Source organism: Ruegeria discodermiae (assembly GCF_030758345.1).
Lineage (GTDB): Bacteria > Pseudomonadota > Alphaproteobacteria > Rhodobacterales > Rhodobacteraceae > Ruegeria_C.
In genome coordinates, this window is record NZ_JAVAMO010000002.1 from 413,966 (window position 1) to 439,631 (window position 25,666).

21 protein-coding genes and 1 pseudogene are annotated in these 25,666 nt (G+C 56.8%); 15 read left to right on the top strand and 7 right to left on the bottom strand.

The window, feature by feature from the left end:
* Nucleotides 1–27: 27 nt before the first annotated feature.
* The 4 genes from Q5Y75_RS08905 to Q5Y75_RS08920 form a co-directional block, all read right to left on the bottom strand.
* Nucleotides 28–1,101 (bottom strand): ABC transporter ATP-binding protein, encoded by a 1,074-nt coding sequence (locus tag Q5Y75_RS08905; RefSeq protein ID WP_371933244.1) that lies wholly within the window; start codon nucleotides 1,099–1,101, stop codon nucleotides 28–30.
* Nucleotides 1,101–2,009, bottom strand: coding sequence for a carbohydrate ABC transporter permease (locus tag Q5Y75_RS08910; RefSeq protein ID WP_306196406.1), 909 nt, complete (start codon nucleotides 2,007–2,009; stop codon nucleotides 1,101–1,103). The genes Q5Y75_RS08905 and Q5Y75_RS08910 overlap by 1 nt, the downstream gene beginning before the upstream one ends.
* Complete coding sequence (locus tag Q5Y75_RS08915; RefSeq protein WP_306196408.1) at nucleotides 2,002–2,874, bottom strand: carbohydrate ABC transporter permease; 873 nt, start codon at nucleotides 2,872–2,874, stop codon at nucleotides 2,002–2,004. Before Q5Y75_RS08915 ends, Q5Y75_RS08910 begins: the two co-directional genes overlap by 8 nt.
* Before the next feature lie 127 nt (nucleotides 2,875–3,001).
* On the bottom strand, nucleotides 3,002–4,231 hold the full coding sequence (locus Q5Y75_RS08920) for an ABC transporter substrate-binding protein (protein WP_306196409.1): 1,230 nt from the start codon (nucleotides 4,229–4,231) through the stop codon (nucleotides 3,002–3,004).
* 172 nt (nucleotides 4,232–4,403) lie between these two features.
* On the opposite strand from Q5Y75_RS08920, the gene Q5Y75_RS08925 reads away from it, so the two are divergent.
* From Q5Y75_RS08925 to Q5Y75_RS08945, 5 genes are all read left to right on the top strand, one after another.
* Nucleotides 4,404–5,405, top strand: coding sequence for a LacI family transcriptional regulator (locus Q5Y75_RS08925; protein WP_306196411.1), 1,002 nt, complete (start codon nucleotides 4,404–4,406; stop codon nucleotides 5,403–5,405).
* A 480-nt stretch (nucleotides 5,406–5,885) separates the two neighbouring features.
* On the top strand, nucleotides 5,886–6,257 hold the full coding sequence (locus Q5Y75_RS08930; protein WP_306196414.1) for a YciI family protein: 372 nt from the start codon (nucleotides 5,886–5,888) through the stop codon (nucleotides 6,255–6,257).
* Between the two features lie 4 nt (nucleotides 6,258–6,261).
* The gene (locus Q5Y75_RS08935) at nucleotides 6,262–7,497 is read left to right on the top strand and encodes an RNA polymerase sigma factor (protein WP_306196415.1); all 1,236 of its coding nucleotides are present in this window, start codon (nucleotides 6,262–6,264) and stop codon (nucleotides 7,495–7,497) included.
* Nucleotides 7,498–7,567: 70 nt separating this feature from the next.
* Nucleotides 7,568–7,954 (top strand): VOC family protein, encoded by a 387-nt coding sequence (locus Q5Y75_RS08940; RefSeq protein ID WP_306196417.1) that lies wholly within the window; start codon nucleotides 7,568–7,570, stop codon nucleotides 7,952–7,954.
* 25 nt (nucleotides 7,955–7,979) lie between these two features.
* Nucleotides 7,980–8,378: an MAPEG family protein gene (locus Q5Y75_RS08945; RefSeq protein WP_306196419.1), complete on the top strand. Its 399-nt coding sequence runs from the start codon at nucleotides 7,980–7,982 to the stop codon at nucleotides 8,376–8,378.
* Nucleotides 8,379–8,560: 182 nt separating this feature from the next.
* Here the strand turns inward: Q5Y75_RS08945 and Q5Y75_RS08950 are convergent.
* Nucleotides 8,561–8,776: pseudogene (locus Q5Y75_RS08950) on the bottom strand (winged helix-turn-helix domain-containing protein); the annotation flags it as partial.
* A 592-nt stretch (nucleotides 8,777–9,368) separates the two neighbouring features.
* Here Q5Y75_RS08950 and Q5Y75_RS08955 point away from each other — a divergent pair.
* Both Q5Y75_RS08955 and Q5Y75_RS08960 read left to right on the top strand, forming a co-directional pair.
* Nucleotides 9,369–10,523: an efflux RND transporter periplasmic adaptor subunit gene (locus tag Q5Y75_RS08955; RefSeq protein WP_306196421.1), complete on the top strand. Its 1,155-nt coding sequence runs from the start codon at nucleotides 9,369–9,371 to the stop codon at nucleotides 10,521–10,523.
* On the top strand, nucleotides 10,524–13,643 hold the full coding sequence (locus Q5Y75_RS08960; protein WP_306196422.1) for an efflux RND transporter permease subunit: 3,120 nt from the start codon (nucleotides 10,524–10,526) through the stop codon (nucleotides 13,641–13,643). It abuts the gene before it with no gap.
* A gap of 346 nt (nucleotides 13,644–13,989) precedes the next feature.
* Here the strand turns inward: Q5Y75_RS08960 and Q5Y75_RS08965 are convergent, their stop codons facing one another.
* Nucleotides 13,990–14,760, bottom strand: coding sequence for a DeoR/GlpR family DNA-binding transcription regulator (locus Q5Y75_RS08965; RefSeq protein WP_371933245.1), 771 nt, complete (start codon nucleotides 14,758–14,760; stop codon nucleotides 13,990–13,992).
* Nucleotides 14,761–15,024: 264 nt separating this feature from the next.
* Here Q5Y75_RS08965 and glpD point away from each other — a divergent pair, with 264 nt between their 5' ends.
* From glpD to glpK, 8 genes are all read left to right on the top strand, one after another.
* Nucleotides 15,025–16,614, top strand: coding sequence for a glycerol-3-phosphate dehydrogenase (gene glpD, locus Q5Y75_RS08970; RefSeq protein ID WP_306196426.1), 1,590 nt, complete (start codon nucleotides 15,025–15,027; stop codon nucleotides 16,612–16,614).
* Nucleotides 16,615–16,626: 12 nt separating this feature from the next.
* Nucleotides 16,627–17,715: an ABC transporter ATP-binding protein gene (locus tag Q5Y75_RS08975; protein WP_306196428.1), complete on the top strand. Its 1,089-nt coding sequence runs from the start codon at nucleotides 16,627–16,629 to the stop codon at nucleotides 17,713–17,715.
* An 11-nt stretch (nucleotides 17,716–17,726) separates the two neighbouring features.
* Nucleotides 17,727–18,803: an ABC transporter ATP-binding protein gene (locus Q5Y75_RS08980; RefSeq protein WP_306196429.1), complete on the top strand. Its 1,077-nt coding sequence runs from the start codon at nucleotides 17,727–17,729 to the stop codon at nucleotides 18,801–18,803.
* Complete coding sequence (locus tag Q5Y75_RS08985) at nucleotides 18,803–19,672, top strand: carbohydrate ABC transporter permease (protein WP_306196431.1); 870 nt, start codon at nucleotides 18,803–18,805, stop codon at nucleotides 19,670–19,672. Before Q5Y75_RS08980 ends, Q5Y75_RS08985 begins: the two co-directional genes overlap by 1 nt.
* Before the next feature lie 3 nt (nucleotides 19,673–19,675).
* Entirely contained in the window at nucleotides 19,676–20,527 is an 852-nt protein-coding gene (locus Q5Y75_RS08990; RefSeq protein WP_306196433.1) for a carbohydrate ABC transporter permease, read from the top strand.
* Between the two features lie 24 nt (nucleotides 20,528–20,551).
* The gene (locus tag Q5Y75_RS08995; protein ID WP_306196436.1) at nucleotides 20,552–20,824 is read left to right on the top strand and encodes a DUF2160 domain-containing protein; all 273 of its coding nucleotides are present in this window, start codon (nucleotides 20,552–20,554) and stop codon (nucleotides 20,822–20,824) included.
* A gap of 82 nt (nucleotides 20,825–20,906) precedes the next feature.
* A complete protein-coding gene (locus Q5Y75_RS09000; RefSeq protein WP_306196439.1) occupies nucleotides 20,907–22,628 on the top strand; it encodes an ABC transporter substrate-binding protein in 1,722 nt (573 codons plus the stop codon).
* Nucleotides 22,629–22,785: 157 nt separating this feature from the next.
* Nucleotides 22,786–24,273, top strand: a complete 1,488-nt coding sequence (gene glpK / locus Q5Y75_RS09005; protein ID WP_306196441.1) for a glycerol kinase GlpK — start codon at nucleotides 22,786–22,788, stop codon at nucleotides 24,271–24,273.
* Between the two features lie 388 nt (nucleotides 24,274–24,661).
* On the opposite strand, the gene Q5Y75_RS09010 is transcribed toward glpK, so the two are convergent.
* Complete coding sequence (locus Q5Y75_RS09010) at nucleotides 24,662–25,666, bottom strand: peptidoglycan-binding domain-containing protein (protein ID WP_306196443.1); 1,005 nt, start codon at nucleotides 25,664–25,666, stop codon at nucleotides 24,662–24,664.

Consider the following 25,666-nt stretch of genomic DNA (forward strand, 5'->3'; position numbering starts at 1 on the left):
CAATGGATCTGTCACCGATGATATCCTTCACAGGCGCACCTCGGTTTCTGCGTCAAAGAACGAGGCTTTTGACAGGTCGATACCGATCTTCAGCCGGTCACCGGGCCGAATGCTGGTTTGACCATCAAGCCGCACGCGAAATGGCTCATCCGCGAGGCGGGTCCAGGCGAGCGTGTCCGAGCCCATCGGTTCAATGACTTCGACGGGTACGTCAGTGTTGAATGATAACGCCTCAGCAGCAGCGCCAGTTGCCACATGTTCGGGACGGATGCCCATTGTAGCTAGGCCGCCAGGCTGTTTGGCAAAGGGATAGTCCCGGATTGACAGCACCTGATCCCTGGCTTCGAACCGATCCTCGATCAAGAGGCCTTCGACAAAATTCATCGCCGGTGAGCCAACGAAATCCGCCACATAGCGGTTGCCCGGCCGGTTATATATCTCCGTTGGCGAGGCCAGCTGCTGGATTTGCCCGCCCTTCATCACGGCGATCCGGTCGGCCAGCGTCAGAGCCTCGACCTGATCATGGGTCACATAGATGATCGTGTTTTTCAGCTGTTGATGCAGGCGTTTGATCTCGACCCGCAGGTCAGCGCGCAGCTTGGCGTCGAGATTGCTGAGTGGCTCGTCGAACAGGAACACATCCGCATCGCGAACAAGCGCCCGACCAATGGCCACACGCTGTCGTTGTCCGCCTGACAAAGCTGCGGGTTTGCGTTTGAGCAGCGGTTTGATCTGTAAAATCTCTGCCGCCCGTCCCACGCGCTTTGCAATCTCGTCCTTGGACATTCGCGCGTTTTTCAGGCCAAAGGACAAGTTCCCCTCGACCGTCATCTGCGGATAGAGCGCGTAAGACTGAAACACCATGCCGATGCCCCGGTCCGAGGGTTCCTCCCAGGTTACATTGCGGTCCTTGATGAAAATCTGGCCATCGGTGACCTCCAGCAGTCCGGCGATACAGTTCAGCAATGTGGACTTTCCGCAGCCGGACGAACCGAGCAGAACCAGGAACTCTCCGTCTTCAATGTTCAGGTTCAAACCCTTGAGCACCTCGATGGCGCCAAAGCTCAGATCCAGATCGCGAATTTCGACAGAATGCATGATTAACCCTTCACGGCGCCAGCAGCGATGCCACGCACGAACAGTTTGCCGGAGACAAAGTAGATGACGAGTGGAACAAGCCCGGTCAGCAAGGTGGCGGCCATGTTGACATTATATTCCTTCACGCCCTGCACCGAGTTGACGATGTTGTTGAGCTGCACCGTCATCGGGTAGGTTTCAGGCTTGGTGTAGATCACGCCGAACAGGAAATCATTCCAGATACCAGTGACTTGCAGGATGATCGCCACCACGAAAATCGGCAGGGACATCGGCAACATGATACGGAAATAGATGCTCCAGAACCCGGCGCCATCGACCCGTGCGGCCTTGTGCAGATCTTCGGGGATCGAGGCGAAATAGTTACGAAACAACAGTGTCAGGATCGGCATGCCGAAGATCGTATGCACCAGGACCAATCCCGAAAGGTCGCCCATCAACCCGATCTCGCGCAGGATGATCACGAGCGGGTAGAGCATCGTCTGATAGGGAATGAAGGCGCCCACGATGAGGATGGTGAAGAACACTTCTGAGCCCTTGAATTTCCAGCGCGCCAACGCGTAGCCGTTGACCGAGGCTACGGCGATGGACAGCACAATCGACGGGATCAGAATCTTGACCGAATTCCAGAAGCCCCGGCTGAGCCCATCGCAATTGATGCCGGTACAGGCTTGCGCCCAGGCCTTGACCCAGGGCTGAAAGGTGATCTCAAGCGGCGGCGAAAAGATGTTGCCCGCCCGGATTTCCGGCATCCCCTTCAGCGAGGTGACAACCATCACATAGAGCGGCAGCAGATAATAAACCGACACCACGATCAACGTGCCATAAAGAAAGATATTCGCCCGGCTAAAGCTGCGCCGAGGCTTGGGGCCGCGTGGCCCCTCGGCATAAGGGGAGGAGGTCAGATCAACCACGTTTGCGCCCTCCGAATTCCAGATAGGCCCACGGGATCAGAATGATCGCCACTGAAACCAGCATCATGGTCGAAGCGGCAAAACCCTGCCCCAGATTCTGCGCGCGAAACATGTACTGGATCACGTATTTCGCCGGCACCTCCGAGGCGATGCCCGGCCCGCCATTGGTCAGCGCGACCACCAGGTCGTAAAGCTTAATGATCCCACTCATGATCAGAACCAGCGCAGTGACAAAAACCGGTCGCATCATCGGGATGATCACCACGATATAGGTCTTGATCGTACCGATCCCGTCGACCCGCGCGGCCTTCCAGATGTCTTCGTCGATGCCACGCAACCCGGCCAGCATGATCACCATGATCAGCCCCGTGCCCTGCCAGAGCCCTGCGATCAGAATGCCGTAGATCACGATGTCGGGATCGTTGAGCGGGTTGAAGGTGAAGCTTTCCCAACCCAACCCGCGCACCACGTGTTGAATCCCCAGATCGGGGTTCAATATCCATTGCCAGGCCAGCCCGGTGACAATGAAGCTGAGCGCAAAGGGGTAGAGGAAGATGGTGCGGAACACGTTCTCTCCGCGGATCTTGCGATCCAGCAGCGCGGCCAGCGTGAACCCGATAACCAGCGTGAAAATCAGCGACAGCATCCCATAGAGCGCCAGGTTCTCGATCGATACCAGCCAGCGCCGCGTCGTCCAGAGACGTTCATACTGATCGAAACCGACAAATTTCGTGTTGGGCAGCAACTTGGACGAGGTGAAGGAGTGAACCACCGTCCAAGCAGTGCCCCCTACAAAAACAACCAGCGCGGTCAGTATCATGGGGATGGAGGCGATCTTGGCGGGCAGGTTGCGAAACAGCGACATAGGTCTCTGCGCACGCTTTCCGTCTGGCGAGTGGGAGGAAGACAGGTCTGCCATAAGGGTCCTTTCGCGCAGTTTTCACTAGCCCGGGGCCACAAGGACCCCGGACCAGCGCGCGAGTGGCTGCGCTTTATTCTGCGGCTCGGATCAGGTCGGCATAATGTGCCTGGGCATCCGCGGCTGACATGTCGGTTGACCAAAACTCGGCCATCAGGTCTTCGATCTGTGTCTGGGTATCCGGGGTTAGGTTCATGTCACCCGATGGCAGAATGCCCCCAGCCTTGAGGATGTCCAACCCCTTTTGCATGCAGTCATTTGCAGCTGAAAGGTCTATATCGCCGCGCACCGGCAGAGAGCCCTTCTTGAGGTTGAAGGCCACTTGCACATCCGGTGAAATTAGTGTCGAGGCGAGCTCCAACTGCGCCTTCTGAACTTCCGGGTCGTCGATGACCGGGAAATAGAAAGCATCACCTCCGGTATCGAGAACTTCGTTCATACCGAGACCGGGCAGGCAAGTGTAATCCTCTCCGGCAACCTGTTCGGCAATCTGGAACTCGCCCTGCGCCCAGTCGCCCATGATCTGGGCTCCGGCCTTGCCGGTAATGACCATGTTGGTGGCCTGGTTCCAGTCCTGAACATTTGAATCGGCGGCCAGTTGGCGCGCTGTTTCGATCGCCGCGAAGACGTTTTGATATTCCGGCCCCATCGCGGCGCCCACATCGCGATTCACAACCACTTTGCGCCAGGCGTCGACACCCGCAATTGCAACGGAAAGCACATCAAACGCGCCACGTTGCTGCCAGCTTTGCTGACCTATGGCCAGCGGCACGATACCCGCTTCCTGCAGTTTTGGAGCGCTCTCGATAAACGCGTTCCAGTCAGATGGCACGGGGATACCCGCAGCGTCATAGGCCCCGTGGCTCAACCACATCCACTGCCAGGAATGGATGTTCACCGGGACGCAATAGATGCGGCCCTCGAAGGTGCAGGCCTCCAGCAGCGAGGGCGGGTTCACAATGTCCTTCCACCCCTGCTGCTCGGCCAGTTCCGTCAGATCGGTTAGCAATCCCGCCTCAATCAGCTCTTCGGCCTGACGCCCATGGTTTAGCTGAGTGGCCCCCATCGGATCGCCTCCGATGATGCGGCTGATGATGATCGGGCGCGCCGTACCACCCGAGCCCGCTATGGCTCCATCGATCCAGTTGTGATCGGTATTCTCATTGAAGGCTTTTGCAAATTCAGAAACGGCGGCGGCCTCTCCTCCAGATGTCCACCAATGCGTGACCTCCAGGTCTGCCGCATGGGCTGTTCCAGCTCCGGCCAGGAATGTTCCAGCAAGCATCTTTGCCAAGCGATTCATTGATTCCTCCCAATCTAAATCGATATAGATCGCTACTATAACGATTTAGAAACCTCTTGCAACGGATTTACACGCGCAGCTAGGCGGACTAGTTTATCCGGGAGGAAGCTGGGGCTGTGCCGCAAAAAACTAAGTTGCAAAGGTCGGGATCAGCAGAAAGGCCAATTGTTCAATGCCCGAATCCGGGAAAAGCCGACCAACTTTGCGCACCATTGCCGAACTTTCGGGGCTGGCGGTGCCCACCGTGTCGCGCGCGCTCAACGATGCGCCCGATATCGGGACGGCAACCAAAGAGAAAGTGCGCGCCATCGCGGCCCAGATCGGTTACATTCCAAACCGGGCCGGACTGCGCCTGCGTACTGGCAAAACCAACGTGATCTCTATTGTCCTCTGCTCGGACCACGAAGTGACAGATCATACCGGACAGCTCGTCTCGTCAATTGCGCACGCGCTGCGGGACACCCGCTATCACCTTATCGTCACGCCCTATTTTCCCGATGAAGACCCGATGCAACCTGTCCGCTACATCCTGGAAACCGGGTCGGCGGATGCACTTATCCTTAACCGCATCGAGGTCGATGATCCGCGCGTCGCCCACCTGCTTGAGCGCAAGTTTCCCTTTGCCACTTATGGGCGCTCGAAATGGCGCGACCTGCACCCCTATTTCGACTTCGACAACACGTCCTTCGGTCACCTCGCGGCGGAAACCCTGATAGGTTCGGGGCGCAAAAACATCGCGATGCTGACGCCGCCGCTGAACCAGAACTACGCGCAGGATATGCTCAAAGGCGCTAGAGAGGTGATTTCGCGATCTGATGCAACTTTCGAAGTCGTTCCAGGTATCACCAGCGATGTAACCGGCGAGGATATCAAACAGGGCATCGCGGCTTTTCTACAAAACCGTGCCGACATTGATGGCATCATCGCGCCCTCCTCCACCTCAGCCATATTCGCCAGCGTCGGTGCCGAACGCGCCGGTCGCGTGATTGGCAAGGACCTGGACGTCTTTGCCAAAGAAGCCGTACCCTTCCTGAAGCACTTTCGAGAAGCCATCAAAGTTGTAAAAGAAGACGTTCAGAACGCCGGGGCGTTTCTGGCCACGGCAGCGATACAGGCGATCGAGTCGCCGGACAAAAAGCCGAGGCAGAGTCTCATCTCCGCTCGCCTAACTTAGCATTGCATCTCATCAAGCCATACATCCAGCGTGGCAGGGCGCGGCCAGCGAGTGCATCAAAGTGTGATGGTCGGACCGGCCTGGGCTTAGGCAGCAACAAAACAAGGCAGCTTGAGTTCTACTTTGGCGACGCGTTGGCACAGGATGCGGATACGATCCCGATTATCGATGCGGTTCAGTCAAACTTTGCTCGTTTCGGCGCAGCTACGGCTGCACGGCTGGGTCTGAAATCCGTTCTACAATTTGAAGAGCGCGTGACGAACATGGACTCAGAATATTACAAATCCGGGAATGGCCGCACAGCCCACGCCTATAAAAAGAGCGGCAGACATGTCTGAGCTATTCTGGCCAACGGATGCTCAGATGGCGCGTCTTGCGTCCTACTTCTCCGGATACAACGACAAACCGAGCGGCGATGTCGGATTTGCATTCTCTCGCGCGTCCTTGCAGCATTGAAGTGTTGAGCGGAGACAAAGCGGCATGTTGTATGCGATTGCGATTTACGGCGAAGCGGGTGTGTTCGAGGCCTTGAACGGCGCGCGTCAGGACGAGGTGATGGGCGGCCATCGCGCCTTGCAGACAGCACTGGAGGCGCGGGGCGACTACCTTTCGGTCAAACTCATGCCGCCCTCAACCGCTGTCACCGTCGATCCGCCGGGATCGCCCGGTCAGGCGCCGTTGATCGTCGATGGGCCGTTCGCCGAAACCAAGGAGAGTTTCCTTGGCTTCTATGCCGCCGATTTCCGCGATCTGGACGAGGCGATTTCGTTTGCGCGCATGATCTCGTCGCCGGTCGCGCGGCTGGAGGTGCGACCCATCGCCTGGGCGGGCGGTGTGATCTCTTCGGACTAGGCACGTGTCCGATTGGTTCGAAGCAACCTTCCAGACGCAGCGGCCAAAAGCGCTGGCCGCTCTGACGCGCTATTTCCGCGATGTGGAGATCGCCGAGGAGGCGTTTTCCGAGGCTTGCGTCAAAGCGCTCGTCGACTGGCCCAAACGCGGCACCCCCCGCGACCCATTGGCCTGGTTTCTGACCACGGCGCGGAACGCGGGACTGGATCGCGTCCGCAAGGCGCAGCGGCAGCGGCGGCTTCTGTCTCAGGCGCCGGAGGACCTGATTGTTCCGGAATATCCCGTGCCCGACCCTGATGCCTTGCGCGACGATGTTCTGCGGCTCTTGTTCATCTGTTGTCATCCCGCGCTGGAACGGCAGGACCAGATTGCGCTGGCACTGCGCATCGTTGGCGGGCTGACGGTTGCGGAAATTGCCCGTGGGTTTCTGGTGAAGCACAAGGCAATGGAGCAGCGCATTACCCGTGCAAAAAAGAGGATCGCCGCCAACCCTGTCGCGTTTCAGACACCCAGCCCGCAGGAACGCGGCAGGCGGCTGGGTGAGGTATCGCTAATGATCTACCTCATGTTCAACGAGGGCTGGTCAACCTCGGATAGCGACACCCAGATCCGGCTGACGCTCTGTGAAGAGGCCATCCGTCTGGCCCGATTGCTTGCCGAGTTGTTTCCCGGGATGGGTGAACAGGGCGCGCTGCTGTCATTGTTGCTGTTTCAGCATGCAAGACGCGACGCCCGCATGGACGGCGCCGGCAAATTGGTGGCCTTCGAAGTTCAGGACCGGACGCTCTGGCATCGGGGCGAAATGCAGGAGGCGCGGGCCTGGCTGCAGAAGGCGCAGCGGATCGACCATGTCGGCCCATACCGCATTCAGGCGGCCATCGCTGCCGAACATGCGTTTTCACGCACGGCTGATGAGACCAACTGGCCCGTAATCGAAGCACATTACGCCGCTCTTTATGCGATGCTGCCCTCGCCGGTGATCCGGCTCAACCATATCGCGGTGCAGGCCAGAACCAGGGGGTCGCGATATGCTCTGGATGCTTTGGCGGAGATCTCGGAGGAGTTGGGCGGATATCGCTGGTTCCACACGCTGCGGGCGGGCCTGCTGCAAGAGACCGGAGAGCCTGATGCAGCGGTCGCCGCTTATGAGCGAGCGCTTGCGCTGGGGCCAACCGGGCCGGAACAGGTGGTGATCCGCGAAAAGATCGCAGCTTGTCAGAAAAATCCCGGCAGGCTGTAGGTTCACAGCTCAGCCATGCGTCCTTGTGTCAGTCCCGAAAGAGCGGGGCGCGCAAAACGGAGCACAGATCATGAGCATTCTAGACATGACCACCCCCGGCAATTCCGGCTGGATCGGACATTCCGGTCCGGATCAGGCCAAAGCCAAGGCGTTCTACAAAGACGTGCTGGGCTGGACCATCAACGACATGCCGATGCAGGACGGATCGAGCTATTCCGCCATCGCCATCGATGAGACGGCCATTGGGGGGTTTTCGCCGATGCCCGAGGAGAACGGCAACTGGACCATCTATTTCACAATCACCGACGTGGATGCTGGCGTCGCCCGGGCGCAGGCGCAGGGGGCAGAGGTAATCGCACCAGCGATGGATGTGCCCGGCGTGGGCCGCATGGCGACACTTTGCGATCCGCAGGGCGCGCGATTTGCGCTGATTACCTACGAAAGCATGACGGCCTAGGCCGCAGGAACGAGGAGGTATGCAGATGGGCTTTGCACTTCAGATCACCCTCTTTTTCACCGCGATATTCGTGATCATCAGCGTTCCAATGTCGATTGCGGTGGGGCTCAGGCGCGTCCAGACCGGGATCACGCTGTTGCACGGCGAGGACGAGGAATTGCTCCGGCGCATGCGCGCGCATGGCAATTTCATCGAATATGTTCCGCTTGGGCTGATCGCCCTTGCCGCAGCCGAGGTAGCCGGCGCGCCGGTTTGGCTGCTGATCCTGTGTGGTTGCACCTTGTTGCTCGGGCGGGTGCTGCACTACCTGGCAATGCGCTGGTCACCCGACGGCAAGGGACGCCCCGCCGGGGCACTGCTGACCTCGGTCACGCTTGTCGCGCTAGGCGTGACGATCCTGCTCCGCCTCGCCAGTGCGATCTGACGAAACGCCCGCCTGGGCGATGGCCTGCCCCGATCCGCTATACCGCGCGGGGCGGTCCACACCCGAGGCTTCGATCCACGACAATCAAGCACGCGTATTCGGGATGGGATACTCATTAGGGTTGATTGGAGGGTACGATAAAATACGGAACTTTCGGCACCACTGGCGCGCTCCGACAGCAACTAATCCATCCGGTATCCGACGTTTCTCAGCGTCACAATCCGTGAGCCTTCTTCTCTGATTTTTCGCCTCACCCGGCCCACATAGACGTCGACAACATTGGTGAGCGAGTCGGCATTGAGACCCCAGACGGCGTTCAGTATCCGCTCGCGAGACAGCACTCGGCCGGTATTGGTGAGGAACAGCATCAAGAGATCACGTACTTTTTTTGACAGATCAACTTCGGCGCCCTCAACCGATACCTGTAACGAAGAGCGCCGGTCGCAGTGGCAAGCGCATCGCGCAGGTCAAAAAGGGTAATGTCCGGGTCCTGGGCCACCAGTTCCGGGAAGAACCCAACATGGGCCGCTAACTTTCCGCTCCCTCGTAGGCGACCCATAGGAGCGACAAAGGCCGCGCCAGATTTGTATATCTGATGCCGCCAGCGCGCCGGTCGCAGCGGACAATTGAAGGTGTCGCGATGCCTCCCTCCCCGACAGACCCTCTTCGATCAATCAAGCAAAACGGTCCTGGAGTTCTTTCGGCAAAGGTGCCGGCATGTTCATGATCCTCCAACAAAAATGATCCACAAATCAAACCTCACGAGAACCCCGCAGATCCAAACTTTGATCGAAACGATTTAGGGCCCCGTGTGAAGCGTGGACCCTTGCGTAGCAACCAGCACGGCGTCTCTGTTTCCATCATCTCGTTAGGGGATGCCCATTCCATCAGAACCCAAAGAAGTAAATTTCTGCTAAAAACAGTTGTTCGTGAAAACGCAGGCAATTTAGGCTAGTCATGAACAAGGGTGACATAATTTGGGGGGAATGAGTGCGTTTTCGGCAGATCACGACCAGGAACAGGAGCCTGCGCCAGCTAGTGGTGTTGTGCCTGCTGGCACCGCTAGCGGGTTGCTACGAGAAAAAGTCGGAAGCGCCGGCAGCCACAGCGCCGAAGGTTGTTGTTGAAAAGGCAACGGCAGAAGATGTACCGCTCTATCTCGAACTGACGGGACGCACCGAAGCGCCCAACACTGTTTTCATTCGATCACGTGTCGACGGTCATGTTGAGGCCCGACCCTTCAAAGAAGGCGCCGATATTGCCAAAGGCGACACGCTGTTCGTTGTCGACCAACGCCCCTACACTACTGAGCTCAAACGGCTCAAGGGCGAGCGAAATAGGGACCAGGCCAGCCTGGATTTCGCAAACAGGGAGAAGGAGCGGTTTACTGCTTTGGCAAGTGACGGAACCGTCGCGCAGGAGCAATTGGACCAAAAGACCACCAGCGCGGCCGAAGCACAGGGCGATCTCGACAGCAGCCAGGGCGCGGTTGAGTCAGCGCAGGTCAACGTTGACTACACCACCGTATCGGCGCCGATCAGTGGACGCATCGGGCGGGTTTTTCAGGATGTCGGCAATATCGTATCGGCCAATGACACGGTATTGGCTGAGCTTGTCGAGATGGACCCTCTCTACGTCTATGTAAGCCCCAGCGAAACGCAGTTTTTGCAGTTGGAAAAATACAGATCGGCCAATCCTGATCTCAAGGTCGCGATCACACTGATTGACGGCAGCGTCCACCCACATTCAGGCGCGCTCGACTTCTCCGATCCCGGTGTTGATCCCACAACGGGCACGATCGCGGTGCGGGCGGTGTTCCCCAACCCCGAAAAGACATTACGCCCCGGTCAATATGCAACTGTGAACATCGAGCTTACCGAACAGACGGGGCAGATAACCGTACCCTCAGAAGCCATTGCGCAGGATCAGGCCGGGTTCTTTGTGTTTGTTGTCGGCAAAGATGACAAGGCAGACATGCGGCGCGTAACTGTTGGCCGCACCTATGAAGGTCGGCGCATCGTCATGACCGGATTGAAAGAGGGTGAAACGGTCATCGTGCAAGGACAGCAACGGGTCCGATCGGGCATGGCCGTGCAAATCAAAAAACCATCCGACGGCTCGGATGGCAATAAGGCTGATGGCTGAATGCTGAGCCGGTTCTTCATCTTCAGACCCGTCTTTGCCTCGGTGATCGCCCTGGTCATTGTGATCGCAGGGTTGATTTCTATACCCCTGCTTCCCGTTGGTGAGTTTCCGGAGGTTGTGCCGCCGACGGTTGTCGTCAGCGCCACATATACCGGTGGCAGCGCCGAAGTGGTCGAAGAGACGGTAACCATTCCCCTAGAGGAGCAGATAAACGGCGTTCAGGGCATGGTTTACATGTCATCGACCAGTTCCAACGACGGAACCTCGAATATCACCGTAACCTTCGAGGAAGGTTATGACCTCAGTATTGCCGCAGTGGACACTCAAAACAGGGTCTCCACGGCCATGGCGCAGCTTCCGGATGAGGTCGTTGCCTCTGGCGTGACGGTCACAAAAGAGTCGGTTGACCTGACCATGGGGGTCAACCTGATTTCACCAAACGGACAGTTCGACGAACTGTTCATCTCGAACTACGCAGACATCCACATAACCGACCGGCTCAAGCGTATCCCGGGCGTCGGAACGGTGATGGTATGGGGCGAGCGGGTTTACGCGATGCGTATCTGGCTTGATCCCGAAAAGATGGCAAGCCTCGGCCTGACCGCTTCTGACGTCTACGACGCGATTACCCAGCAAAACCAGCAGGTCGCCGCCGGTTCTCTGGGTGCGCCCCCGACGGGCGATAATCAAAAGTTCCAACTGACACTGACCGCAAAGGGACGGCTCGATAGCAAGGAAGAGTTCGAGGATATCATCCTGGGCGTCGGCGACGACAGCGCTGTCATTCGGCTGAAAGACGTGGCGCGCGTCGAACTGGGCGCCGAAGATTACTCGTTCACTTCCACGCTGGACAGCGGGCCGACAGTGGGCCTTGGTATCATGCAGCTTCCCGGGGCCAACGCTCTGCAACTGGCATCGCAGGTTCGCGAGACCATGGCAGAGCTGTCCCAGGACTTCCCCGATGGCCTTGAATACACCGTCATCTACGACACGACGAATTTCGATCGCGAGGCAATCCGGGACGTTCTTTTCACACTTGGGCAGGCAATTCTGCTTGTCGTTTTTGTCATCGTGATCTTCCTGCCCAACCTGCGGGCGGCGATTGTTCCGGTGATTACAATCCCGGTCTGCCTGATCGGCACCTTCGCCCTGATGCTGGCCCTTGGCTTTTCCATCAACTTGCTGACGTTGTTCGGTCTCGTGCTAGCGGTCGGATTGGTCGTCGATGATGCAATCGTTGTGGTGGAAAACGTCTCGCGCCATATCGAGAATGGCGAGACGGACGCAAAAAAAGCGGCAAGCCTTGCCATGGATGAGGTCACCAGCCCGATTGTGGCCACCTCACTGGTGCTTATGGCAGTGTTCATACCCGTGGCATTGATGCCGGGTCTGACAGGGAAGCTATACCAGCAGTTCGCTCTGACCATCGCGTCGGCAGTCGCCATTTCGGCGATCAACGCCCTGACGCTTAGCCCGGCTCTGTGTGGATTGCTGCTGGGCGGTGCCCGACCCAAAGCCAAGATCATCCAACGGTTCGATGCTGGCTTTGCTTGGTTTACGCTTCGCTATGAAGCGGTGGTTGGGTGGTTTATCCGGGTTTGGCAGCCGGTGGCATTGGCGTTCGCTGCTCTTTTGGCGGGAACTGTCTATATGTTTACCGTTGTGCCTGCTGGATTTATCCCAAACGAAGACCAGGGCTATTTCATCATCAGCCTCGAAACGCCTGAAGGTACGGCACTGGGACAGACCCAGAAGGTCGTCGATGAAGCGTACGAAATCCTGCATGATCTGCCCGGCGTCAAAGGCGTCATCACTTTTGCAGGCTTCAGTTTTCTCACAAACACCACTGCCTCCAACCAAGGCAACCTGTTCGCCGTTCTCGAATCTTGGGACAAGAGGAAAGGCTCGGGTGAAAGCGTAACCGCGCTCATGGCGAAGGCGCAGGCGCAGTTTGATGAACTCCCCGGTGGGGTGCTCACCACCTTCAATCCGCCGCCCATCTTCGGCCTGTCCCCTACCGGCGGATTCCAATTCGAACTGCAGGATACGACTGGCGGTTCACTGCAGGATCTGGAACAGATAACGCAAGAAATGGTTACGGCTGGAAATGCCCGGCCTGAACTTTCCGGTCTGTTCAGCCCGTTTTCGGCCAGCACGCCGCAGCTCCATCTCGAACTTGACCGGACCAAAGCGCTAACCGAGGGCATTTTGGTCGATGATGTATTCGATGCGCTGCAAACCTTCTTGGGAGGCATCTACGTCAACGATTTCAACATCTATGGCCGGGTTTACAAAGTTTATCTGCAGGCCGACATAAATGCGCGACAGGCCGAAGAGGATATCGGCCGACTTTATGTGCGCAATGACCAAGGCGGCATGGTGCCGTTGAGCGCGTTGGTAACGGTGCAGCCCCAAATCGGGGCGCGCACGATCAACCACTACAACCTGTTCCGCTCAACCAGCATCAACGGCGCCGCCGGAGAGGGGCACAGTTCCAGTCAGGCTATTGCCGCCATGAACAGCCTTGCAAAACAGACATTACCGCAGGGCTACAGCTTTGAATGGACAGGAAATGCCTATCAGGAACTCAAGGCCGGGAATGTTGCGCCGATCCTGTTCGGGCTGGCCGTTGTCTTTGCCTTCCTCTTTCTGGCCGCCCAGTATGAAAGCTTCGTCATGCCCCTGATGGTTTTGCTGGCGGTCCCGCTTGCGATCTTCGGCGCGCTCGTGGCACAGTGGCTACGCGGCTATGACAATAACCTCTACTGCCAGATCGGGCTGGTCATGCTGATTGGTCTGGCAAGCAAGGGGGCCATCCTGATCATCGAATTTGCCCGGCGTCGACGCCAAGAGGGCCTGTCGGTCGAGGAATCAGCGATGGAGGCCGCACGCATCCGTATCAGACCGCTCCTGATGACCGCGTTTGCTTTCATCCTCGGCGTTCTGCCGCTGGTGATTGCCAGCGGCGCCGGCTCTGCTGCCCGACGGTCTCTTGGAACCGCCGTCTTTGGCGGCATGATAGTCGCAACTGTGTTGAGCCTAGTATTGGTGCCGGTTCTATACGTCATTATCGAACGGCTGCGGGAGCGAGCGTCTGGCAAGCGGACAATTTCCGAATGAGACCATGTTGTAAGGCCAAGCCCGCTCCGTCAGGTGCTTCAACGTGACGTTGCCACGCTAATTTTTCCAAAAGTGGATCTGAAGTTGCAGACAGTCTAAAGACGCGCCATTTGTTCGGCATTCAGCCAGAAAAGATCAGACATGTTCACCGCTCATTTTATGCTGTCGGCCCTTATCCCAAGCCACTTTCACTCGCGCGAGTCCGGCGTCAGTCAGCAACGGGCTCTTTGCTCTGGTTTTTTTGATGCTCGAATGGTTTCGTCCATTGGAAAAGATTGCCGATGCCCGCGTGCCGCGCGGTAACGACCGGCGCAGCTTCAGGTTTCAGTTTTCGAAACCGAGTGCTTCAATCGCTTTGGCCCGGATGTCGAATCAATGTCGAGTTCTGGTCGCAAACTCTCTTGCACATCGGGTCCACCGGCTGGTCTGAAAAGAACACATCGATATCCGCCAGGGACCCGATCAGGACAGGCGCATCTCTTTCGAATTTCGACGTGTCCGCAACCAGGAAGACCTCCTTGCAATGTTTGATGATCGTCTTACTTACGCGCACTTCCTGAATATCAAAATCGAGTATATCCCCGGTATGTGTCAGGGCTGAGCAGCCGATAATGCCATAGTCGAAACGAAACTGTTCGATGGTTTGTTCAGCGAGGTAGCCGATCAGCCCACCGTCCGATCGCCGCAGGCTACCACCCGTCACAACGACATCAACCTTGGGGTTCTCGGACAAAATCAGAGCCACGTTGATGTTGTTTGTCACAACAAGCAAACCTTCGTGGTTTAAGAGCTCATTGGCCACAGCCTCGGTCGTGGTGCCGATGTTCAGAAACAGCGAGCAATCGTTGGGGATGTTTTGGGCGCACAGTTTTGCAATGTCGAACTTCGCGCTGAGATTGAGCTCGCGGCGATCGCTGTACCCGATATTGGTGGTACTCGAAGGCAGAACCGCACCACCATGTATCCGATCAAGGTGGCCATCGTCAGCGAGCTCGGAAAGATCCCGCCGAATAGTCTGGGGTGTCACCCCAAAGTGGCCAACGAGGCCTTCGACGGTTACTCGACCATCCCGCCGCGCCATGCTGATGATCTCCGGTTTTCGTAATGTGCGCGCCATGTCGAATTCCTCGTCAGCGAACTTTTCGTTTTCCGTATTTTGCGAGCATATGCGCTTCACATCAAGCATACGCACAGTTTTGGAAGTAACTTAGCCCATCAGAGCCTCGTCATAGCTTTTCGGCACCTTCAGCTTACAAAAAATATTTAAAATGAGATGGTTACAGTAAAACGAAACAAAGCGAACATTTTTTCTTTCAATTTCGCGCGCTTTTTGCAATAACAGAACCGGGGAGCAAAACAATTCGTGATCGGGAGGAGAGTCATGGATGCGGACGTCGACCTGCTGATCATTGGCGGGGGCATCAACGGATGCGGCATTGCACGAGACGCTGCTGGCCGGGGTATGTCTGTCGCCCTTGCGGAAATGAACGATATCGGATCAGCGACATCAGCATCATCGACGAAGCTGTTCCATGGCGGCCTACGCTATCTTGAGTATTTCGAATTCAGGCTCGTGAGAGAGTCGCTGATTGAGCGCGAACGCTTACTGCGCGCTATGCCGCACATCTCATGGCCGATGCGCTTCGTGTTGCCGTTTCACTCGAGCATGCGGTTCGAATCCGATACGCCGACCTCAAGATTGCTGAATGTCTTCATGCCCTGGATGAAAGGGCGCAGGCCTGTGTGGCTTATCCGTCTGGGCTTGTTCATGTATGACAATCTTGGAGGCCGCGAAATTCTGCCGGGCACAAAAAGCATAGATTTGCGCAGCGACCCGGTCGGACGGCCTTTGAACGAAAAATTCCGCAAGGCCTATGAGTACTCTGATTGCTGGGTCGAAGATTCGCGGCTTGTCGTTTTGAACGCGCGAGACGCACAAGCGCGAGGTGCGCGCATCTTGCCACGGCACAAGGTGGTCAAGGCCAACGCGGCAGATGGCATCTGGCGGGTGACACTCAGAGACACACGGAGCGGTGACGAAGAAGAAGTAACCTGTCGCATGTTGGTAAACGCCGCCGGTCCGTGGGTTGCAGAAATGGCGCGGGGTACCCTGCGCAGCAATCAGCAGGCCAGCGTACGCCTAGTCCGTGGCAGTCATATCGTGACCAAACGGTTGTTCGATCACGACAAATGCTACTTTTTCCAGGGCACCGACGGGCGCATCATCTTCGCAATCCCGTATGAGACTGACTTTACGCTGATCGGTACGACCGATGCGGATCATTCCGAACCGTCAGAAAAACCCGAATGCACCGAAGAAGAGCAGCAGTACCTGCTGGGCTTTATCAATCAGTATGTCGCCAAACCAGTTACTAGCGATGACATCGTCTGGACCTACTCTGGCGTTCGGCCACTTTATGATGACGGGGCAAGCAGTGCGAGCGCGGCCACACGAGACTACGTGCTGAAGGTCGATGAATCGATCGGCGCTCCGTTGTTGAACATATTTGGCGGCAAGATCACGACGTACCGGCGGCTGGCGGAAAGCGCAATGAAGGAAATTCGCACCTTTTTTCCGAAACTGTCTGAGGATTGGACGGCCGGAGTGGCTCTGCCTGGAGGTGATTTTCCTGTGCAGGGATTTGATGACCTAGTCACCAAGCTTAGGCAGCAAAATACCTTCTTGGATGATCGTTGGGCGCGCCGTCTGGCGCGGGCTTACGGCACCGAAGCGATGAAAATCCTCCAAGATGTTCGCAGCGCTGCTGATATGGGCGAAGAATTTGGGGCAACGCTGACCGAAAAGGAAGTCCATTGGCTTATGAACAACGAATATGCCGAAACTGCTGAAGACGTGCTTTGGCGCCGTAGTAAGCTGGGCCTGCACATGTCTCGCGATCAGATCGAACGGCTGGCCGAGTGGATGGAAGACAAACAACCAGTTCAGCCCGTTGGCGCTGCAGCTGAATAAGGGGAGGATTTGATGACACTGGAGCTCAAAGGCGTCATGCGGAAAGTTGGAAGCGAGACGCATATTCACCCAACAAATCTGACGCTTGAGAAAGGAACGATGAACGTTCTGCTTGGGCCGACGTCGTCCGGAAAAACCACATTGATGCGGCTCATGGCGGGTTTGGATGCGCCGACAACCGGACATGTGTACTGGGAAGGCGAGGACGTCACAGGAGTCCGCGTTCAGGATCGCCAGATCGCTATGGTCTACCAGCAGTTCATCAACTACCCATCGATGACGGTTTATGACAACATCGCATCTCCGCTACGGCTGCTTGGTGCGTCTTCGTCTGAGATCGATGCGGCGGTGAAAAAGTCCGCCGACCTCATGAAACTGACCCCGATGCTTGATCGCAAACCACTGGAGCTTTCGGGTGGTCAGCAGCAGCGCTGCGCGCTTGCCAGGGCTTTGGTAAAGAATGCCGGTCTGGTGCTGTTGGATGAACCACTGGCCAATCTCGACTACAAACTGCGCGAAGAACTGCGCGTCGAGATTCCCAAGATTTTCGAAGAATCCGGTTCCATCTTCGTCTATGCGACGACGGAACCCGAAGAAGCGCTGCTGCTGGGCGGAAACACCGCAACCCTATGGGAAGGTCAGGTCACACAATTCGGTCTGACACCAACGGTTTATCGGCAGCCCGCCGACGCGGCGACCGCGCGCGTGTTTAGTGACCCACCAATGAACTTCCTTTCGATCAGTAAGACCGGCGCCCAGCTGATGTTCGGCGACGGCCAGAGTGTTGCGGCCGAAGGAGCGCTTGGTTCTCTGGCAGATGGTCGCTACATCGCCGGGTTCCGCCCCAATCACGTAGAGATCGAACGCCATGGTGCCGACGCTATGCAGTTCGAAACCAAGCTGGTGGTCACCGAACTGACTGGGTCCGAGACCTTTGTTCATTTGGATCATCACGGCGAGCGCTGGGTTGGCCTGGTGCATGGCGTTCATGAGCTGGAACTCGGCAGTGCGCTGAACGTCTATCTCGACCCCAGCCATGTCTACATTTTCAGCGAAGCCGGGCAGTTGGTCGCGCCGGCCTCATACGCGATTGCGGCCTGAGGAGGGGCACAATGGCAAAAATCACTCTCGACAATCTCGCGCATTCCTACTTCCCGAACCCCAAATCGGAAGATGACTTTGCGCTCAAAGAACTAAACCATGTCTGGTCGGACGGGGAAGCATATGCACTTCTTGGATCGTCAGGCTGTGGTAAATCCACGCTTCTCAACATCATTTCTGGATTGCTTATGCCAAGCCAGGGGCGGATTCTTTTTGACGATGTAGACGTGACGGCGGCCTCTACGGCAGACCGCAACATCGCGCAGGTTTTCCAGTTTCCAGTTGTCTACGACACTATGACTGTGCGCGATAATCTGGCATTCCCGCTGAAGAACCGCGGCGCCAGCGCATCATATGTGGCTCAACGTGTTCAGCAGATCGCCGAGATGATCGGCATGGAAGCGGAACTGGATCGGCGCGCGCGCGGTCTGACGGCAGACGCCAAGCAGAAAATCTCGCTGGGTCGCGGTATGGTGCGCGAAGACGTGAACGCGCTTCTGTTTGACGAACCGCTGACCGTGATTGACCCGCATATGAAGTGGGAGCTTCGTACACAGCTCAAATCGCTGCACCACGAGTTCGGCCACACCATGATCTATGTGACCCACGACCAGACCGAGGCGCTGACCTTCGCCGACAAGGTTGTGGTCATGTATGACGGTCGCGTGGTTCAGATCGGTACGCCCGAAGAGCTGTTTGAAAAGCCCGAGCACACATTTGTCGGCTACTTCATCGGTTCGCCGGGGATGAACGTCATCCCTGCACAGGTCGAAGGCAATATGGCAACCGTGCACGGCTCGTCGGTAGAGCTATCCCAGCGGTTCCCAACCCTGAACGGCAACGTTGCATTGGGCGTCCGTCCCGAGTTTGTGACGCTAACCGAAGGTGACGGCCTGCCCGTTAAAGTGCGCCGCGTCGAGGACGTGGGTCGCCACAAGATCGTACGCGCTGAGCTTTTTGGAAATGAAATCAATATTGTAGCCAGCGAAACCTTATCGATCTCACCAGACATGAACCGCGTGGTGTTCGATCCATCGCGTGTCAATGTCTATGTCGATGAATGGCTCAAGGAAGGGGAGGCAGCCTGATGGAAAAGACGGTCAATCAAAGAGCCTGGTTTTTGATCCTACCGGTTCTGATCCTGGTTGCATTCTCAGCGGTCATTCCGTTGATGACGGTGGTCAACTACTCGGTGCAGGACACTTTCGGCAACAACCAGTTCTTCTGGGCCGGTCTGGAATGGTTCGCCGAGATGCTCAGCAGCGAACGTATGTGGGACGCTCTTGGTCGCCAGATCATGTTCTCGGCAATCATTCTGGCAATCGAAATCCCCTTGGGTATTTTCGTTGCGCTGAACATGCCCAAAAGCGGGTTCTGGTCCAGCTTCTGCCTTGTGCTGATGTCCCTGCCATTGCTGATCCCGTGGAACGTGGTTGGCACGATCTGGCAGATTTTCGGTCGCGTTGACATAGGTTTGCTGGGCTTTGTTCTTGATAAGCTGAACATCCCCTACAACTACACGCAGGACATCGTCTCGGCCTGGATCACCATTGTTGTCATGGATGTCTGGCATTGGACTTCACTGGTTGCGCTGCTGGCGTTCGCGGGCCTCAAATCGATACCAGATGCCTACTACCAGGCCGCAAAAATCGATCAGGCATCACGCTGGAAAGTGTTCCGCTTCATCGAACTACCGAAAATGATGGGCGTTTTGATGATCGCCATCCTGCTGAGATTTATGGACAGCTTCATGATCTATACGGAGCCGTTCGTTGTCACCGGTGGCGGGCCGGGCAATGCCACGACGCTGCTTTCCATCGACCTCGTCAAAATGGCCCTTGGACAGTTCGACCTTGGACCCGCAGCAGCTTTCTCGATCATGTACTATCTGGTGATCCTGCTGATTTCCTGGGTGTTCTACACGGTCATGACCAACCTCGACAAACAGGACGGCTAAACAATGACTGATATGACTGCAACCGCATCCGTAAAACGGTCACGTAGCCTGCCGAAGATCAACAGCAGTGCCATCGTGATGACGCTGTATCTCTTGTTCCTGCTACTGCCTCTCTATTGGCTGTTGAACATGAGCCTCAAGACGAACACGGAGATTCTGAACCAGTTCACACTTTGGCCGCGCAATCTGACATTTGACAACTACCTGACGATACTGACGGATCCCGCATGGTACATGGGCTATGTCAACTCACTGATCTACGTGGTCATGAACACCGTGATCAGCTTGACGGTGGCGCTGCCAGCAGCCTATGCGTTCAGCCGCTACAGCTTTATGGGGGACAAACACCTGTTCTTCTGGCTGCTCACCAACCGGATGGCGCCGCCCGCGGTCTTCGCGCTGCCATTCTTCCAGTTTTACTCCTCGGTGGGGCTGTTTGATACGCATTTCGCCGTGGCGCTTGCGCATTGCCTGTTCAACGTGCCGCTGGCCGTCTGGATCCTCGAAGGCTTCATGCGCGGTGTGCCGAAGGAAATTGACGAGACCGCCTATATCGACGGTTACGGCTTCGGCAAGTTCTTCGTGAAGATCTTCATGCCACTGATCGCTTCCGGTATCGGTGTGGCTGCATTCTTCTGCTTCATGTTCTCGTGGGTGGAACTGCTGCTCAGCCGAACGCTGACAACCACTGCCGCCAAACCCATTGCGGCCATCATGACCCGGACACAAGGTGCCGCCGGTATCGACTGGGGGGTGCTTGCCGCTGCGGGTGTGCTTACAGTGGTTCCCGGCGCGCTGGTCATCTACTTCGTACGCAACTACATCGCCAAGGGTTTCGCCCTGGGTCGCGTGTAAACCGAGCCTGAAAGGAAAACGATCATGGAATGGATGGCTTGGACATGGCCCACTGCTGCCTTCTTCGCAATCATTGCCTCGATATTGATCACGCTTACAGTGCTGGCAATCAAGTTTCCCGAAACACCCCGCGTCGGGATACTCGGTATCGAGACGACGCGCGGAGACCGGCTCTTCATCTCACTTCTCGGCTCAGCCTTTATCAATCTGGGCTGGCTGGGAGTTGTCGGCGCGAACCAAGGACTCGCGCTGATCCTCTGCCTGATTTACGCCGCTATCGTTTTCAAGTGGGTGTAAATCGCAGAAAACGGCGACCTCAGGGTTAGCGAAACCTGAGGTCGTTTCTCAAAACTCAGTTCCGAAATACAGGGAGGACATAATGAAAGTATCGCTAAAATCCACCACCGCATTGATGCTGGTGGTGGGACTGACAGGCAGTCCCGCCTTCGCCGACATGGATGCGGCGAAGAAGTTCCTCGACGAAGAGATTGCAGGTGTTTCCGTCCTTCCGCGCGCGGAGCAGGAAGCAGAGATGCAGTTCTTTGTTGACGCAGCAAAGCCGTTCGAAGGCATGGACATCAAGGTTGTCTCCGAGACCATCGCGACCCATGAATACGAAAGCCAGGTTCTGGCTCCGGCATTCAGCGCCATCACCGGCATCAATGTCACGCATGACCTGATCGGTGAAGGTGACGTTGTTGAAAAACTGCAAACACAGATGCAGTCGGGCGAAAACATCTATGACGCCTATGTCAACGACTCCGACCTGATCGGTACGCATTGGCGTTACCAGCAGGTTCGCAACCTGACCGACTGGATGTCGGGCGAAGGCCAGGACGTAACCCTGCCGACGCTGGATCTGGATGATTTCATCGGTCTGTCGTTCACAACCGGCCCCGATGCCAAGCTGTATCAGCTGCCCGACCAGCAGTTCGCGAACCTCTACTGGTTCCGCTACGACTGGTTCAACGACGACAAGAACAAGGCCGACTTCAAGGAGAAATACGGCTACGATCTTGGTGTTCCGGTCAACTGGTCGGCTTATGAGGACATTGCCGAGTTCTTCACCGGCCGCGACCTGAGCCATATGGATGTCGAGGGCGAAGTCTTTGGCAACATGGATTACGGCAAGAAAGACCCATCGCTAGGTTGGCGTTACACCGACGCGTGGATGTCCATGGCTGGCATGGGCGACGTTGGTGAGCCGAACGGCTTCCCTGTTGACGAATGGGGTATCCGCGTCAACGACAACAACCAGCCGACTGGCTCGTGCGTTGCACGTGGCGGTGCCACCAACTCGCCTGCTGCTGTCTATGCGGTCGCCAAGGCAATCGAATGGCTGCAGAAGTTCTCGCCGCCAGCCGCTGCCGGTATGACCTTCTCGGAAGCAGGTCCGATCCCGGCCCAGGGCAACATCGCTCAGCAGATGTTCTGGTACACCGCGTTCACCGCAGCAACGGTCGAGCCCGATCTGCCGGTGATGAACGAGGACGGCACGCCGAAATGGCGTATGGCACCCAGCCCGCATGGCGTTTACTGGAAAGAAGGCCAGAAGGTTGGCTACCAGGATGCGGGTTCGTGGACATTGATGGAATCGACCCCGGTCGATCGTGCCAAAGCGGCCTGGCTCTATGCCCAGTTCGTCACCTCCAAAACGGTTGACCTGAAGAAAGCCGATGTCGGTCTGACCTTCATCCGTGAATCGACCATCAACTCCGACCACTTCACCGAGCGCGCACCGCGTCTTGGCGGACTGATCGAGTTCTATCGCTCGCCTGCGCGTGTCCAGTGGTCGCCCACCGGCACCAACGTTCCGGACTATCCGAAACTGGCGCAGCTGTGGTGGCAGAACATCGGTGATGCGATGTCCGGGGCAAAGACTCCTCAGGAAGCACTCAACGCGCTTTGCGCTGACCAGGAAAAAGTCCTGATCCGTCTGGAGCGTGCCGGTATCCAGGGTGACATCGGTCCCAAGATGAACGAAGAGCAGGATCCGAGCTACTGGTTCGACCAGCCTGGTGCACCCTACCCTAAGCTTGAGAATGAAAAGCCTCAGGGTGAGACCATTGCCTATGACGAGCTGATCAAGTCCTGGAACTGATCGAACTCTGAATGATGGCGCGGGAGTCCTGCTTCTTCTTCTCTCGCGCCATCAGTCTAAAACTCCCCGATGGCCTAAACTGACCTTGGGGCGCGACTTTGGGCGGTGGACGCCACCGCCCACCTTTTAACTCACTCCCAATTCCGGCGATGTTGCTATGAAATACGTGCTTTCAATAGATCAGGGAACCACATCGACGCGCGCCATCCTCTTTGATGACGCACTTGAGGTTGTCCGAAGCTCGCAAGAAGAGTTCCCGCAGATTTTTCCGCAATCCGGTTGGGTCGAACACGATCCCAATGACCTCTGGGGGACAACGGCCGGAACCTGCCGCGAAGTCATTGAACGCGCAGGCATCAAAGCAACCGATATCGTGTCGATCGGGATCACCAACCAGCGCGAGACAACCCTGGTCTGGGACAAAGAAACCGGACAACCGATCTATAACGCAATCGTCTGGCAGGATCGTCGCACCTCGGATTTCTGCAAACAGCTCCGTGATGCCGGGCATTCAGAAATGTTCTCGGACCGCACCGGTCTCTTGATCGATCCGTACTTCTCCGGCACCAAGCTCAAGTGGATTCTCGATAAAGTAGATGGCGCCCGCGAGCGTGCCAAACGTGGCGAGTTGCTCTTTGGCACGGTAGACACCTACCTGATCTGGAAGCTGACCGGAGGCGAGGTGCATGCAACGGATGCCACCAACGCCGCGCGCACTATGCTCTATGACATCCGCAAGGGACGCTGGTCACAGACCATCTGCGATCTCTTTGATATCCCCATGGAGTTGCTGCCGGAAGTGAAGGACAGCGCCGATGACTTCGGGTCTTCGCGCGCAGATCTGTTCGGGCACCGCATCCCGGTGATGGGCGTGGCCGGCGACCAGCAAGCCGCAACCATCGGGCAGGCCTGTTTTGAACCGGGCATGATGAAATCCACCTATGGGACGGGTTGCTTTGCGCTGTTGAATACTGGCGAGAACCCGGTTCGTTCGAATAACCGGCTACTGACGACCATCGCTTATCAACTCGACGGCAAGCCGACCTATGCCCTGGAGGGGTCAATCTTTATTGCAGGTGCGGTCGTGCAATGGCTGCGTGACGGCCTGAAGATCATTCGCGAAGCTTCGGAAACGCAATCGCTCGCGGAACAGGCAGACGACACGCAACCGGTCATTCTTGTCCCAGCCTTCACCGGTTTGGGTGCGCCCTATTGGAACCCCGACTGCCGCGGCGCGGTTTTTGGTCTGTCCCGGAATTCCGGCCCGAATGAACTGGCGCGCGCAGCCCTGGAAAGCGTTGGATACCAAACCCGCGATCTGCTGGATGCGATGCATGCAGACTGGGGTTCGGATACCGGCAACAGTGTTCTGCGCGTCGATGGCGGCATGAGCGCATCGAACTGGGCTATGCAGTTCCTGTCGGATATCATCGGCGCGCCCGTTGATCGCCCAAAAGTGCTGGAAACGACCGCCCTTGGGGCTGCCTGGCTGGCTGGCATGCGGGCCGGGCTGTACCCGAGCCAGGCCAAATTCGCAGAACAGTGGGCCCTCGACACCACTTTTGTACCAAACATGCAGCCGGCTCTGCGTGACCGGAAATACGGCGACTGGAAACGCGCGGTCAGTGCCACGCTTATGTATTGAACATCGGGTGAGCAGGTCATTCGAACTATGCTACCTTAAAGCGTTATGCGAAAAGCTTGAGTCCCTTAACGCTGCCTGAAATCATAGATTTCAACGCGTTAAGCGACGCTTGATGTCTCAGGTTTTTCGTCAAACGCTATAGACAACAAGACCAACCTCGTCTGGCATGGATTTGTCGCGAAGCTCCGGGGTTTTCACCAATGTTGCCTGGGTGTTGATCAGCATTCGGGTTGGGCTGGCTTGAGCACCTGAGCTATGGCGCATCGCGCCGGTGGGAGCAGGAGCTATCCACCCCATCGGTAGTGCACCCACACCCGCTCGCATGAGACCTTCAACATGCGCCCTCCTGATCGGGTTCTCGTCAACTTGGGTGATGCGCGCCAGAAACCTAGACCGCAAAGCCGATCAGTTTCCGGTGGTGCTTTTCGATTTCCCAGCACTTTTTGAGATGGTTGATGCAGATCCGCGCCTCGGCAAGAAGTTTCTGGTATTGCTTTTTGCCCCGCTCGCCAATTTTCAGAAGATCGTCGTCGCGCATCGTTTTGAAGTTGCGCTCGAACTCTTGCTTGAGGTCGTTGAGGATCATGTTCTCTGCCTCGTAACTGACATAAGCGTTATCGGTCGCTGAAAAGACTTTCATGGCCTTGTCCGCAAAGGCGCTGACCTCGGGGTCTTCGTGCCTGAAGCAATCGCTCTGGATCTCCTGCATACGCTCCTTGACCGCCTCCAGACGCCTTAGGTTCCGCTTAAAGACGGGATAGTAATTCTGCACCGGCCAGACCACGCGGCTGCGTTTGTCGATGGCGCTTTTGGTTTCGGATTCGATCCGACCGATATCGATGATATGGCCGTAGAAGACGGCGGAATTGTCGCTGAAGACGCCCAGCTTTTTCTTCGCCTGAGCGATCAGCGCCTCGCGTTTTCGCACCTCCGAAAACGGAAGCTGGTCGAATTTATGCTCCGCAAATCCGATATCCGATAACGGGTCGACCACGCCAGCATAGACCTTGTCGAGCGTTTTTCCGGCCTTCTGCATCTCTTCCTTGAGCTTGGTGATGCTATAGGTCTTGTGTTTGGACGCGAGCGCAATGGTGGCTTTGACGATCTTGCGGGCGTTTACATAATGCTTGTCCACCTCGCGCCGGTCCGGCAGGACCTCATCCAGCGGCCAGTTTCGCGTCTTTCCGGCCAGACCAAGTGCGGTGAGTGTCTTTTCACAGGCGACGCCGGATCGTTTTAGCCGGGATTTCTTTTGGAAGGTTTTCACCGCAGTCTCGGTCTTGTCCCCGAACTTGCCATCGGTTTTGAGCTTGGGCCGCGCCCCGGCTTTGTTGAGCGCGCCCTGCAGTTCCTTGACCTGCGTGCCTTTGGCACCTTTCTTCAGGATTTTCAT